General features: G+C 58.7%; 14 protein-coding genes. 9 read left to right on the top strand and 5 right to left on the bottom strand.

Annotated elements, in window-relative coordinates:
* Positions 1-102: 102 nt before the first annotated feature.
* The 8 genes from BJF91_RS20890 (at position 103) to BJF91_RS25090 (ending at position 7,629) form a co-directional block, all read left to right on the top strand.
* Complete coding sequence (locus BJF91_RS20890) at positions 103-1,236, top strand: transporter substrate-binding domain-containing protein (RefSeq protein WP_075616485.1); 1,134 nt, start codon at positions 103-105, stop codon at positions 1,234-1,236.
* Position 1,237: 1 nt separating this feature from the next.
* Complete coding sequence (locus BJF91_RS20885) at positions 1,238-1,876, top strand: ANTAR domain-containing response regulator (protein WP_075616484.1); 639 nt, start codon at positions 1,238-1,240, stop codon at positions 1,874-1,876.
* 211 nt (positions 1,877-2,087) lie between these two features.
* Complete coding sequence (locus BJF91_RS20880) at positions 2,088-2,933, top strand: nitrilase family protein (RefSeq protein WP_075616483.1); 846 nt, start codon at positions 2,088-2,090, stop codon at positions 2,931-2,933.
* 35 nt (positions 2,934-2,968) lie between these two features.
* The gene (locus BJF91_RS20875; protein ID WP_075616482.1) at positions 2,969-4,117 is read left to right on the top strand and encodes a substrate-binding protein; all 1,149 of its coding nucleotides are present in this window, start codon (positions 2,969-2,971) and stop codon (positions 4,115-4,117) included.
* Between the two features lie 51 nt (positions 4,118-4,168).
* Positions 4,169-5,002 carry a branched-chain amino acid ABC transporter permease gene (locus BJF91_RS20870; protein WP_075616481.1) on the top strand — a complete coding sequence of 278 codons (834 nt, stop codon included), beginning with the start codon at positions 4,169-4,171 and terminating at the stop codon, positions 5,000-5,002.
* A 25-nt stretch (positions 5,003-5,027) separates the two neighbouring features.
* On the top strand, positions 5,028-6,749 hold the full coding sequence (locus BJF91_RS20865; protein ID WP_083943432.1) for a branched-chain amino acid ABC transporter ATP-binding protein/permease: 1,722 nt from the start codon (positions 5,028-5,030) through the stop codon (positions 6,747-6,749).
* On the top strand, positions 6,742-7,449 hold the full coding sequence (locus tag BJF91_RS20860; RefSeq protein ID WP_075616480.1) for an ABC transporter ATP-binding protein: 708 nt from the start codon (positions 6,742-6,744) through the stop codon (positions 7,447-7,449). The genes BJF91_RS20865 and BJF91_RS20860 overlap by 8 nt, the downstream gene beginning before the upstream one ends.
* Before the next feature lie 3 nt (positions 7,450-7,452).
* Positions 7,453-7,629, top strand: coding sequence for a hypothetical protein (locus tag BJF91_RS25090; protein WP_162843901.1), 177 nt, complete (start codon positions 7,453-7,455; stop codon positions 7,627-7,629).
* A 22-nt stretch (positions 7,630-7,651) separates the two neighbouring features.
* Here BJF91_RS25090 and BJF91_RS20855 read toward each other — a convergent pair whose 3' ends face one another.
* The 3 genes from BJF91_RS20855 to BJF91_RS20845 are packed head-to-tail and all read right to left on the bottom strand — an operon-like array spanning position 7,652 to position 9,735.
* Positions 7,652-8,248 (bottom strand): isochorismatase family cysteine hydrolase, encoded by a 597-nt coding sequence (locus BJF91_RS20855; protein WP_075616479.1) that lies wholly within the window; start codon positions 8,246-8,248, stop codon positions 7,652-7,654.
* 30 nt (positions 8,249-8,278) lie between these two features.
* Complete coding sequence (locus BJF91_RS20850; protein ID WP_075616478.1) at positions 8,279-8,953, bottom strand: glutathione S-transferase family protein; 675 nt, start codon at positions 8,951-8,953, stop codon at positions 8,279-8,281.
* Positions 8,954-8,976: 23 nt separating this feature from the next.
* Positions 8,977-9,735, bottom strand: coding sequence for an SDR family NAD(P)-dependent oxidoreductase (locus BJF91_RS20845; RefSeq protein ID WP_075616477.1), 759 nt, complete (start codon positions 9,733-9,735; stop codon positions 8,977-8,979).
* Positions 9,736-9,906: 171 nt separating this feature from the next.
* Here BJF91_RS20845 and BJF91_RS20840 point away from each other — a divergent pair, with 171 nt between their 5' ends.
* A complete protein-coding gene (locus BJF91_RS20840) occupies positions 9,907-10,806 on the top strand; it encodes an AraC family transcriptional regulator (protein ID WP_075616476.1) in 900 nt (299 codons plus the stop codon).
* A gap of 284 nt (positions 10,807-11,090) precedes the next feature.
* Here the strand turns inward: BJF91_RS20840 and BJF91_RS20835 are convergent, their stop codons facing one another.
* Entirely contained in the window at positions 11,091-12,461 is a 1,371-nt protein-coding gene (locus BJF91_RS20835) for an MFS transporter (RefSeq protein ID WP_075616475.1), read from the bottom strand.
* 78 nt (positions 12,462-12,539) lie between these two features.
* Complete coding sequence (locus tag BJF91_RS20830; RefSeq protein WP_075616474.1) at positions 12,540-13,730, bottom strand: mandelate racemase/muconate lactonizing enzyme family protein; 1,191 nt, start codon at positions 13,728-13,730, stop codon at positions 12,540-12,542.
* Between the last annotated feature and the right edge of the window lie 21 nt (positions 13,731-13,751).

Here is a 13,751-nt window from a genome sequence, read left to right as displayed (position 1 = left end):
GTGGAAGACCAACGAACGCGCCGAAGCGACACCGCTGCTTGATATCGCAAGAGCTGTCCGCTCTATAGGTTTCAAGACCAATGGACCTGATGGGGCTTGGATATGTCAAACAGCGAATGGCGCGTGGGCGTTCTCTTTTCCCGCAGCGGTGTCACCACGGTGACCGAGACGGAGCATTTCCTGGGAACCGCATTGGCGGTTGAAGAACTCAATGCTGCGGGGGGCGTGCTTGGACGGCCGATACAGCCAATCGTCTATGACCCCGGCGGGGATAGCGGTTCCTATCGGAAGTTGGCCCGCCGCCTTCTGGCGGAGGACGACGTCAACATCATCTTTGGCTGTTCTACTTCGGCGAGCCGCAAGGCGGTGCTTCCGATTGTTGAGCGTCACAATGGTTTGCTCTTCTATCCCTCGATGTATGAAGGCTTCGAGTATTCGGAAAATGTCGTCTACACCGGCGCCACGTTGAACCAGAACACCTTTGCACTGGCGGAGTTCCTATTGCGCAATTATGGCCAGCGCATTTATTTCGTCGGTGTCGACTATATCTACCCTCGTGAATCAAACCGGGTGATGCGCGACATCGTCGAATCCAAGGGCGGACAGGTCGTTGGTGAACGCTACATTCCGCTGCATGCCGACAGCGATGTTCTGCAGCAGGTGCTCTCGGACATCACGCGACTGAAGCCGGATGCGATTTTTTCGACCGTGGTCGGCCGGCCGGCCCAGGAGTTTTATCGGATGTATGCCGACGCGGGGTTCGACCGCCGTCACATGCCGATCGCCAGTCTGACCATGGCCGAGACCGAGATCCGCGAGATTGGAGCTAACCTCTGCACCGGGCACATTCTGTCTGCGACCTACTTCCAGACCGTTGAAGGCGAGGCAAACAGTCGCTTCGTCGAGGCCTATAAGAGCCGCTTCGGGAGTGATGTGACCACTAGCGTCTGGTCGCAGCCGGCTTACACACAGGTCCATCTTTTTGCGCGGGCGCTCGAACGCGCCGGCTCGCTTGAGACACACCGCATCTCCGAAGAGGTCTTGATGGAGGACTTCATGGCCCCGGAAGGTCGTGTCAGTTTCGACAGCGATACACGTCACCTCTGGCTCCATCCGCGGATCGGCATTGCCCGCGAGGACGGCTTGTTCGATATCGCCTGGCAAGCACCCGGCCCGATTAGGCCCGATCCTTATCTCACGGCATCTCGCTTCGAAGATGCATGGCTGGAGGTTTGAGATGGCTGGGCCCAACAGGATCATTCAAGACCTACGGCGAGCTCGCGTTTTGGTTGCGCACCCACGTGACGAAGACGGCGATGTTCTGGTCTCTCATCTCCGCCGCCTCGGTTGCGAGGTGAGGGCAATCTGGCCCCTGCCTGCAAGCTTGCCGCCTGACATCGACACCCTGTTTCTGCATATAGAGGATACGTCCGTCGAGCACGCGGTGCAAATCAGCGAGGCACAGCAGCCGGCAATTATCGCGATCCTAACCTATGAAAGTCCCACTGCATTGCAGGCAATCATAGACTTAAATGCCCATGGCGTCATTTCCAAACCGCTCCGTCCACTGGGGATCCTTACCCAGTTTGCCTTGGCTCGCTACCGGCACAGCTACGAGAAGCGATTGGTCGGAAAGGTTCAGAAACTCGAAGAGACGTTGAAGGGACGCCGGCTCGTGGAGAAGGCTGTCGCGGCCTTGCGTGCCATGAACAGCCTTGATGAAGATACCGCCTATAAGTTGTTGCGAGATCAGGCGACTGCGAAGCGGGTTCCCATGTCCCAGGTCGCTGAATCGATCGTTGCTGCGCATGACACCATGCGCAGCTTCGGACTGCCTCTGCCGGGCTCGACGGTGAAGAAGACAACCGAGACTTGACCTGATCCCGGTTAAGGCCCTTTTGCCGAAGATTTAAACAGCGGCCAAATCTGCTCAATTTTGCGTCTTGACTTGCGTTTGCTTCCGTGGAAGCTTTGTCGGCGAGCAGGACTGCTCTGCGGCAAGGTTGCCGCTTTCACATTTTGGCTAAGCAGCCTCTGGTTCACGGATTGATTTCCGTGCCGGAGGTTTTTTGCGTTTGGAGAATGACTTGTCCGATCCGGTTCTGACGTCACGAAATTTGACAGTGGCAGCGACCCAGTTCGAGCCGCACATCGGTGATCGAGCTTTCAATCTTGCTGCCATCGACAGGATGGTTCGTCGAGCGGCGAGCGAAGGCGCCGATCTGGTCGTCCTGCCGGAACTCGCCAATACAGGTTACCTGTTCCAAAGCACGACCGAGCTTGCCACCCTTGCGGAATCGGTTCCGGATGGCACGAGCGTGCGCTTCCTTGCTTCGCTTTCCCGTGATCTCGCCATTCACATCGTTTGCGGTCTCGCTGAGCGCGATGGCGACAGCTTCTACAATGCTGCAATCCTTACCGGGCCGGAAGGCTATCTCGGCAAGTATCGCAAGCTTCATCTGTGGAACGACGAGAACCGGTATTTTGCGCCGGGCAATCTGGGGCTGCCGGTCTTCGACATTGGCATCGGCAAGGTCGGTATCGCGATCTGCTACGATGGCTGGTTCCCGGAAGTGTTTCGCCAGCTCGCACTCAGTGGTGCCGAACTGATCTGCGTGCCGACCAACTGGGTTCCCATGCCCGGCTCGGAAAGTCGGGACGACACGATGTCGAACATTCTTACCAAGGCGGCAGCGCATTCCAACGGCGTTCACATTGTCTGTGCGGACCGGATCGGTACCGAGCGCGGCCAGCCCTTCATTGGCCGCAGCTTGATCGTCGGTCCTGACGGCTGGCCATTGGCCGGCCCGGCCAGTGCAGATCGCGAGGAGGTTCTTCTCGCCGTAATTGATCTATCGAGTGTGCCGCAAAGCCGCATCCTCAACAGTTTCAATCATCTGCTCGGCGATCGCCGGACGGATGTCTATCGCTGACAAGCAACCATAACCATCAAAAAAAGGGGAACACAATGATACGTACAACCATCATGCTCGCTCTGGCATCCGTCGCTTTCACTCCGGCATCTTATGCAGCGGATCCGATCAAAATCGGCGTACCTGTCGGATTGTCCGGGGCCAACAGCGTCGTTGCACCATCGGTCGTTCAGGCAGCCGAACTGGCGGTCGAGGAAATCAATGCAAAAGGCGGCGTCCTCGGCCGATCACTCAAACTCGAAATCGCGGACGATGCTTCGGGGGCTGCAGGCGCGCAGAAAGCTTTCGACTCACTCGTCTTCCAGAAAGAGGTAGACGTCGTGATCTCGATGGAAACCAGCGCTGCCCGGAACGCAGGCTTGCCGAACATCACCAAGGGAGATGTGCCCTACATCTACACCTCGTTCTACGAAGGCAAGTCATGCAATGCCAATCTCTTCGTTAACGCCTGGGTCCCTGAACAGCAGGTGCCGCCGCTGGTCGACAATTTCATTGGCAAGCAGGGCGCAAAGAAGTTCTTCCTGATCGGTTCCGACTATGCCTTCGGCCGTGGGATGCTGCAGTTTGCCAAAACCTACATCCAGAAGTCTGGCGCCTCGGTTGTCGGCGAGGAATATCTGCCGATGGACGGCAGTGACTGGACAGCCGTTATCTCAAAACTCAAGGCCTCTGGTGCTGATGCCATCATCACTTCAACTGCTGGCGGCGCGCCCAACGTAACGCTGACCAAGCAGCTTCGCTCGTCTGGTGTTGCGCTCCCTTATGGCAACCTCGCGGTAGACGAAGGAACGGCGAAAAGCATGGGTGGTGAAGCCAGCGGCATCTTCCTGTCGGCATCCTATGTTACCAGCATTGCAAGTGCCGAAAACAAGGCTTTTCTCGCCGCCATGGCGAAAAAGTTCGGTGCAGATCTTCGCACGCCGAACGATCTCTCGGTTCCTCAATATGAAGCCATTTACCTTTACAAGGCTGCGGTGGAAAAGGCTGGGTCGACCAAGACGGCTGCAGTGCGTGACGCACTGCTGTCTGTCTCCTTCACAGGTCCGCGTGGTACCATTGCAATGAGCAAGCAACACCACGCACCTTTGACCATGTATCTTGGGCAGGTTCAGGCTGACGGCAGTGTCAAGGTGGTCGACAGCTACAAGGACGTTGATCCCGGCGAGCAGTGCCCGAAGCTCTGATTGTTGGCAAGGTGGGGCGAAAGCCCCACCTTCGATCCTGGGATGACATACATGACACTTTTCCTAGATATCATCAGTACGGCAGCGATCCTCTTCGTTGTCGCATCCGGCCTGCTGACCATTTTCGGTGTGCTGAAGATCATCAATTTTGCCCATGGGGCCTGGCTGACGATCGGTGCATATTGTGCTGTCGTGGCCAATCAATTGGGCTGGAACCCGTGGCTGGCAGCAGTCCTAGCCTTTATCACCGGCGCAGTTCTCGGTGCCTTGGCCGAACGCTTTATCGTCCGCCCACTCTACCGTCGTCCCTTGGATGCCATCCTGGCCACCTGGGGCTTGGGGATCGTTGTCGGACAGTTGATCACCCTCTGGTTCGGACGCGATGTGCATTTCACGCCGGCTCTGCTGCCAGGCACGCTCGACGTCTTCGGTGCGAGTTACTCGCTCTACCGTCTGTTTGCCGTTGTGGCCGCACTCGTGATCGGCCTCGGCTTTGCCTTTCTACTCGAGGGGACACGTCTCGGCCTCTCGGCTCAAGCGGTCATCATGAACGAGAACCTGGCGCGCGCGCTTGGCATGGACACGACCAAAATCCGATTGGTGACATTCATGATCGGCACAGGTCTCGCGGCACTGGCCGGTGTGCTTTTGGCTCCGCTGACCAGCGTTGATCCCAACATGGGTGTTGCCTGGCTGACGGGCGCCTTCATGCTGGTCATGGTCGCCGGCACTTCCTTTGGCGCGCTTGCCACCGCTTGTCTGCTTTTCGGCGCAGCGCAGGTGCTGGTCTCCATGTTTTTAAGCCCTGTCCTTGGCGGAATCACCGTCGCCCTGCTTTGCGCCATCGTTTTGCGCATTCGTCCGAAGGGATTTGCCCGTGCCTGACAAACACAAATTCCGACTGACCCTGATGGCTGCCCTCGCGCTGTGCGCCTTGTTGCTGGTCGTCTTCGGCCCTCTGATCCTTGACCGCTTCAGCCTCAATGTGCTGACACGGTCGATGATCTACGCGATGCTTGCCATCACTGTCGATCTGCTTTGGGGTTACACCGGTATTCTGACATTCGGCCAGGCAGCCTTCTTCGGTGTCGGGGCCTATGCCACAGCCATGGTCCTGACCCGTATCGGCGCGAGCTCCTCCTTCTTTGTGTTGGCGCTGCTTGCTGCTGTTCTCATTCCGCTCGTGCTGGGTCTCGCCGTCGGCTGGCTGTCCTTCTATCACGGCTCGACGCCCCTTTATGCAACCGTGATCTCCCTTGTGGTGCCGATCGTCATTACCCAACTCATTTATTCAGGTGGCATATGGACCGGCTCGTCGAGCGGTCTGGTCGGTTACCAAACACTGCCGCTCGGGCTCGTGGGCTTCTTCCGGCTGACGGGGCTCTGCCTGCTCGTGCTTGCCGTCGCTGCCTTCGTATTCGTGCGATCGGATGCCGGTCGTCTGCTGATTGCCATTCGCGACAACGAGACGCGTGTCGCCTATCTCGGGATCAGCCCAGCCCGGATCAAGATCGCCCTGATGGCTGTTCTCGCAGGCGTGGCCGGGCTGGCAGGCTTTCTCTTCGCAAATGCCTCCGGTGTCGTTGCCCCTGAAAACAGTGGTTTCGTGTTCGGCACGGAACTGGTCGTCTGGACTGCTCTGGGAGGTCGCGGCACGATCTTTGGGCCGCTACTGGGCGCGATTGGCGTCGATTATCTGAGCGCCAATCTGTCCGGCGAGCTGCCATTCCTGTGGCAACTTGTCGTCGGGGGTGTGTTCGTGGTGATGATCATCCTCTTGCCGGGTGGCCTTGCATCTCTGGTGACGGTTCGTTTCCGACGGAATGAACGCAAGCATCGTCTTGCCGCACTTACGTCAACGGCCCCTCTGGGTACGCTGGCCTCTGGTGTTCCGGTTGTCTCCGTCACGAGGCTTGGTAAATCCTTTGGCGCACTCTCCGTGCTCAAGGGTATCGACTTTGCCGTTCGGCCAGGCGAGCTCGTCAGCGTGGTAGGACCGAACGGAGCCGGCAAGACGACGTTGATGCGATGCCTGTCCGATGGAACGGAGAAGATCGAAGGTCGTGTCGAAATTGCCGGCCGGGATATTGCCGGCCTGCCGCCGCAGGACGTTGTAGCGCTCGGTGTGGGCCGCAAGTTTCAGGTGGCGAGCATTTTCGACAGCATGACCGTGGCTGAGTGCCTGCGCATGGTGCGTATGCGCCACGAGAGACCTGCCTTGACGCAAAGCCATGATGCAATCGACCTTCCCGCTGCAGCGATCGAGATCCTGCGTCTGACGGGGTTGACCGACATGGCAGACCGGCCTGTGTCTCTCCTGTCTCACGGACAGCGCCAGGCTCTGGAACTGGCCATGGTCGTGGCCCTGGAACCGCGGCTCATTCTGCTGGATGAACCAACGGCCGGCCTCAGCAAGGCAGAACGCATGACCATCGGCACGGTCCTCAAACACCTGACAGCGGACCTGGGCTTCGCCGCAATTCTCGTAGAACACGACCTCGATTTCGTTCGCGAAATTTCAAGCCGGATTGTGGTCTTGCACCAGGGCAAGCTGGTTCTCGATGGCACGGTCGAAGACGTCGTGCAGTCGGAGACCGTCCGTACTATTTATTCGGGAGGCGCCCATGCGTGAGACCGTCAAACTCGAACTCTCGGGACTTTGCAGCGGCTACGGAAGCGTCAGCATCGTCAACGGTGTAACGCTCTCCGTAAAATCAGGTGAGATCTTTGCCCTGATGGGCAAGAACGGGATGGGAAAGACGACGCTTCTGAAGTCGATCTTGGGTTTGATTAAACCGACCCAAGGCGAGGTGAGCGTCGACGGCAAGCCAATAAGCGGGCGAAGCACTGCCGAACTGATCTCAGCCGGGATCGGCTATGCGCCGCAGGAGCAGCCGTTGTTTCAGGATCTTTCGATCCGTGACAACCTGCGACTTGCGCTCAGAACCGACCGGGACCTAAAGCCGGCGCTCGAGCGTGTATTCACTTACTTCCCCTTTCTGAAGGAGAGGATGCAGCAGAAGGCCGGAACGCTGTCCGGCGGTGAGCAGAAGATGCTGATCCTATCGCGCGCACTGATGCTCAAGCCTCGCCTACTCTTCATCGACGAGATCTCTGAGGGTTTGCAGCCCTCGGTCGTCTCTAAGATCGGAGAAGTCCTCGCCTATGAGCGAGATGACAACGGAACGACCATAATTCTGGTGGAACAGAACCTCGATTTTGCGCTCTCCGTCGCCGATCGCTGGGCCGTACTGAAGCTTGGCGCGATCGACGACCAGGATCAGAACGGCCCCGGAACGCGCGAACGCGTGCTCCAGCATTTGAAGATTTGATCCATGAATCATCTTGCCGATGCATTTCTCCCCTATCCGCCGGAACAGTCTGCTCCTGGCCCCGTTGCGGAAATTATTTCCGCTCGGACTTCGACATTGTTCGAGTTTAACTTTGCGCTGGACCAACACACCGAGAGTCGCGCCAGCTCGCATCTGCTGCTCAACGGACCGGCCCCATGATGGGGCCGGATGGGGCGTCTGATCAGGCCTGCGTCAAGAAATTCTGCGTTGTGATAGCGTTGGCGTAGAATGGTGCGATCTCTGCCACGAAGTCGTCCTGCTGTTTGCGGGTGTATCCCGCCGATGCGTCGTAGATGATGTTCGTGTGGTAGCCGAGGTCGTGCGCATTGCGCATCGAGGACTCGACGCACTGGCGCAGCGAAAAGCCAGCCAGATAGATGTCGAATATGCCGTTGTTGCGCAGATAGCTGTCGAGCGTCGTGCCGACGAAGACACTGCTCCCACCGCCACGTTCGCGTACGACGAACTCTCCTTCGGCAGGCTCGAAGCCGGGGTAGAAGTCTGCCAGCTCTCCGAGGAACGAGCCATAGGTGCGCATCATTGAGCGAAGGCCATACTTGCCCTCGCCGAGGACCTTGTATGTCGGCTCGAATTTCAGCGAGGCATGGACGACGTGCATGCCGCGACGTCGGGCCTCATCCAAGATGATCTTCGAATTGGCAACTGCCGTATCGAGCTGCTCTCGGTCCTGGAACATAGGGTAGATGCCGCCGGTCGGCGACAGCCAGTCGTTGACATATTCGATGAGGATGAGAGCGCTTTTGCTTGGTTCGGTCATATGATTGTTCCGTTTGTTTACTGTTGAGATTCAGGCAGCGATCATCGCACCCTGCTGGCGCAGGTGTTCGCGGAAGAGTTGGGGGTAGGTGTCGAGCACGGCGTCCTTGACGCTGGGTCGGTTGGCGAGCGCGGCGCGCCATGCGGTCACGCGTGGCAGGCCGTCGAATATCGGGGCGGATATTGCTGCGTCGAGGATTCCGAAGTAGCGAAACAGCGGTGCGTAGACAGCATCCACCAGTCCAAAGTCGGCTCCGGCAAAGTATGGCCCGTCGCCCAACTCCGCCTCAAGCTTGGCCAAGCGATCACGAAACGCGGCTCGCTTGTCGTCGGCGGTCGCGGTGTCCTTGGCGTGGAGGAACTGCCAGCCTTCAGCCATGGTCTGCGTCGCAAATTCGATCCAGGCGCGGTGCCGGGCCCGCGACAGTGCGTCGTCGGGATACATTGCCGCGCCGCCTTGGGTCTCGTTGAGATATTCGCAGATGACCACGCTTTCGAAGAGGATTGCATCCTCTCCGATCGGCTGGCTTACCTTCATTACCGGCACCCTGCCGGTCGGCGACAGTGCCAGAAACCAGTCAGGTTTGGCCGAAAGGTCGACATTGATCCGTTCGAACACGACGCCTTTCTCGAGGAGGACGATCGCGGCGCGTTGGACAAATGGGCAAAGGGGATGGCTAATGAGAGTGAGGCTATTGTTAGTCATGACATATCTCCAATGATGAGGCGTCAGATCGATTGGCCGCCGGAGACGTCGAATGTCGTGCCGTTGGCCCAGCTCAGATCGTCTGACAGGATTGCGGCCACTGCTGCGCCGATATCGTCGGGCTGGCCAACGCGGCCTAGCGCTATAGTGCCGGCGACATAGGCGTTGATGTGCTCGTCATCGCGCACGCCACCACCGCCGAAATCGGTTGCGATTGCGCCGGGCGCGATTGCATTGACACGGATCTGGCGTGCGCCGAGTTCGACCGCCATGAATTTGGTGAGGGTCTGGATTGCCGCCTTGGCGGCGGCATACAGGCCGTAGCCTGCCATGGTGACCCGCACAAAGCCGGAGGAGACGTTGAGGATGCGGCCGCCGTCGTTGATGAGCGGCAGGAGCTTCTGTGTCAGGAACACCGGGCCGCGTATATGCATGTCGACCATTTGGTCGAACTGCGCCTCGGTCGCGTCAGCGACCATCGCATAGACGCCTTCGCCCGCGTTGTTCACCAGATAGTCGAACCGCTCTGCGCCGAATGTAATCTTGAGGGTATTCGCGACGCGCTCAGCAAAGGCCGGAAAGCTGTCCGCGACGGTCACATCAAGCGCCAGCATCATGGCCTTGCCGCCCGAGGCCTCGATTTCGTTCACCAATGTGTCGGCCTCGGCAGCGCCGTTTCGGTAAGTGCCGATAACGCCCACACCACGTTTTGCGAGAGTCAACGCCATGCTGCGGCCCAGCCCGCGGCTGGCTCCGGTGATAAGGACGATTTTTTGAGACATGATTTAGGTTCCTTCCGGTCTGATCTTCTGAAGGGCGGGCCTCAGAACGGTCCGTCCGCTGCAGATCAGATAGAGGATTGGCGCAGTCCAGGCGCCGTCTGATGCTCTCAAAGTCTTGCCTGATTGTCTCAGGACCTTGCAGACGTGAGGAAACGTGTCATATTCTTTGGCATGACAAACAACCTTCAGCCGCATCGTGATGCCGCACTCCGGCACGGGCGGATCGGCATCACCCAGACACTAATCCCGCGCCTCGAAATCAACGTTGGACAGGCGACGTCAGGGACGTCGCCATGTCTCTATCGCTCAATGATTTGCTTCATATTGCAGGGATCGAAGGACGTTGCGATCCACGATGACCTACTCCGGTATGACGCATCTCAGTACCTGGTCAGCGCACTCGATCTTCCCTTAAGCGGTCAGATCCATGACGCCGACGACGGCAGTCCCTATGTGGCGATCTCGCTCGTCCTTGATCCGGCGCTGCTTGCCGAGGTCGCCTCGACGATGCCGGTCACGCGTGATGCGGAAACGCCCACAAGTGGCATCGCGATCAACCCGATGACCGCTCCGCTACGTGACACACTGCTGCGTATGCTGGCACTCCTTGACACGCCTGAAGACATTCCCGCGCTTGCTCCGATGGCTGAACGCGAATTACTTTATCGTCTCTTACAAGGTCCGAAGGGCCGCCTGTTGCGCCACATTGCTCAACCGGAAGGGGCGCTTGGTCGAATTCGCCGCGCTGTTGAGTGGATTCGGGACCACGGCAACACCCGACTGAGGATCGAGGCGCTGTGCGATGCCACCGGCATGAACCGCGCGAGCCTTCATCGTCATTTCGTTGCGCTGACCGGATTGAGCCCGATCCAATATCAGAAAATGCTACGCCTTCAGGAGGCACGCCAATTGTTGCTCGCGGGCGAGCGGAGTGCCTCTGATGTCGCCTATGCGGTGGGCTATGAAAGTGCCTCTCAGTTTAGCCGAGAATACCTACGGCAATTCGGGGCGCCGCCGGTCCGTGACATGCGCAAGCTCAGGCAGTCAATCGGGGGGCAGGTGGTCGGATAGTCGGCTGGCCGCGTCGGGATGCTATCCGGACGCCCTGCCAAAATTACAAATGGTTGCGGGTGGATGTTCTTCTGCTTGGGCCTTTTGCCAACTTCACATCTGACCGTCCGCTTCCGGCCCGATATCGGTCATTCCGGAGCGGAGCATGTTGCCAAAATTACGATAATCAATGTCACCTAGTTACCGAGCGACCGGCTCAGATCTTTTCAACGCAACTCACTTGGGAACACGCTTCATTCGGACACGATGGGAGCCGGCAAAATCAACCTGATTATCCCAAAGCTTTATCCGACGTCGGCCAATGGCGCCGCTTTTCTCACGTCGGTTTCTACCGGCGCAGGCGAAAGCGTGAAGCGCTCAATCGGCCCGACCAGCAGCCAGTAACTGACCACGGCGCAGATGACATGGAGTCCAACATAGACGAGGGCGCCGTGAAACGAGCCTGTGCCTTGGATAATGTAACCGATGGCAACGGGCGTGATGATTCCGCCAACACTGCCCGAAGCGTTAAAGAGGCCACCAGTCAGTCCGATGGCTTCCTTTGGCGCCGTGTCTGCCACGACTGTCCACCCGAGCGCACCAAACCCTTTCCCGAAGAAGGCTGCGCACATGATCGCCACGACGATGTAATTCGTCTCGGTGTAATTGCAGAGGATGATGCTCGCACTCAGCCCTAGCCCAAGTGTGATTGGTATCTTTCGGGCCAGGCTCAGCGACCCGGTCCGGCGAAGCAGCCAATCGGAAAAGAAGCCCGTCGTTACGCCGCCGATACAGCCAAAGATGGCCGGCAGCGATGCGACAAACCCAGCCTGAAGCATCGAAAAATGCCGCGCTTCGACGAGGTAGCTTGGAAACCAGGAGATAAAGAAGGTCGAGAGCGAAGCGATGCAATACTGCGCCAGGAAGATCCCGACAAGCATCCGGTTTGTCAAAATCTGTTTGATGGCGTGACGGGTCGCAAGCGGCGGCGGCGCATCGGGGGCGGGTTTCGCACCGACATCGGTCAATGCGCCCCGCGACCTGATGTAGTCTAGTTCGGACTGTGAGACTCGCGGGTGTTGGCTTGGTGCGAAATATGTCAGGCTCCAGACGATGGCGAGGACAAGGCCCAGACCGCCCATAACCGAGAAGATCGATTCCCAACCGAAATAGTGGTAGAGAGCGCCCATCAGCGGCGTGAAGACGGCCAGCGCGAGGTACTGCGCGGAATTGAAGATGGCGCCGGCGACGCCGCGTTCGTCGGATGGGAACCAAGCTGCTATGATGCGCGCCGAGGCTGGGGCAACCGGTCCTTCAAGCAGTCCGAGGACAAGGCGCAGGATGAATAGGGTGACAACCGGAAAAGCGATCCAGCCGATACCGCTGACCAGAAACACCGTTGTCGACCATCCGGCCAGCGACACCAAGATCGCAGCCTTCGCGCCGGTCCGGTCGACCAGCCAGCCGGACGGTACCTGCGAGAGAAAATAGCTCCAGGAGAAGGCCGAGAACAGCCAGCCCATGTTGACCGGCGTAATCCCCAGGTCGCGCGCAATCCCCGGCCCAGCCACAGACAGCGTCGCCCGGTCTCCGGTACTCAGCGCGAGGACGATGGTAATCAGCGCAAGGACGATGAATCGTTGGTAGCCGGCTCTGCCTGGCTCGCTCGGTGTCATGGTGGTTCTCTCCCAAAACGGCCCTGATCTAGGGCGTTGACGATCTTCTCTCCCGGAAGATCGCTCGTGAATTTTATGTCACATATAGGCTGTCGACCCATCCGGCCGGCTTGGGACCTTGCGCTCCCAATGCACATAGCGGTCGGTTTTCAGATAGTCTTCGTCGATTTCGACACCCCAGCCGGGGCGGTCCGGCCGCAGCTCGAGGTGGCCGTTCTTGGGGAGATAGGGGTCTACGACATAATGGGCGTCGCCCATGGTCTGGCCGCGCAGCACCCTTGCGCCATTGGCTGCCGCCTTCTCGTTCGGTAGCCGGTATTCGAGAATGCGGAAATTCGGCTGGGATGCGCTGAAGTGCAAATTCACGGCGGTGGCCAGCGGCCCCATCGGATTGTGGGGCGCGACCGTGACATAATGAGCCTCTGCGATAGCGGCAATCTTGCGCATCTCTAGGAGGCCGCCGACAACGCAGATGTCAGGCTGAATGATATCGCAGCCGCGCACTTGCAGCAGACGCAGGAACTCAAACCGGCTGTAGAGCGATTCACCGGTCGCCAGCGTACATTTAAGCCCCCGGTGCAGCTCCCCCCAGGCCTCGAAGTTCTCCGGCCGGATCGGCTCCTCGAAGAAAAGCGGATCGTATGGAGCAAGGGCGTTGCCGAGCTGGACGGCCTGGCGCGGTTCAAAAATCTTGGCGTGGGCATCGAAGGCAATTTCGAAAGTGCTATCGACGGTCTCACGCAGCTCGCGAAAATATTCGGCGCTTGTGCGTACCACTTCACCCCAGCGATTGGCATGGATGTCGATCCGGTAGGGGCTGAGCTTGAAGGCGGAAAAGCCCCAGCCTTCGTGAAGAGCTGCCATCTCGTCGCGGGCATGGTCGGGATCGGGCGCCGTATAGACGCCGGCATAGACCTTGATCCGATCACGCGCATGGCCGCCGAGCAGCATGTATACCGGCACGTTCAATGCCTTAGCAGAGATGTCCCAGAGGCAATGGTCGATGGCGGAAATTGCCGCCAGCCCCAAGGCGCCCGGCGGAAATCGCGTCTGCTGCATCAGCAGCTGGATGATATATTCGATACGACGCGGATCATGGCCGGCAATGAACGTTGAAAGGTACTCTAGTATGGGAATGAGCGCTCGGTCTGGGCCGTGGTTGTAGCATTCGCCCCATCCGGTAATCCCGTCATCCGTGCGAATGGACAAGAGGACGCGTGGGCGGTCCTTGTCCCTGGACATGAAAGCATGCACGTGTTCGATTTTCATATGGAGCTCCTCCCAATCTAT

This window comes from Gillisella taibaishanensis (assembly GCF_001938985.1).
Lineage (GTDB): Bacteria > Pseudomonadota > Alphaproteobacteria > Rhizobiales > Rhizobiaceae > Allorhizobium > Allorhizobium taibaishanense.
Note: the sequence above shows the minus strand (reverse complement) of the source record. Positions and strands in the feature narration are given on the sequence as shown.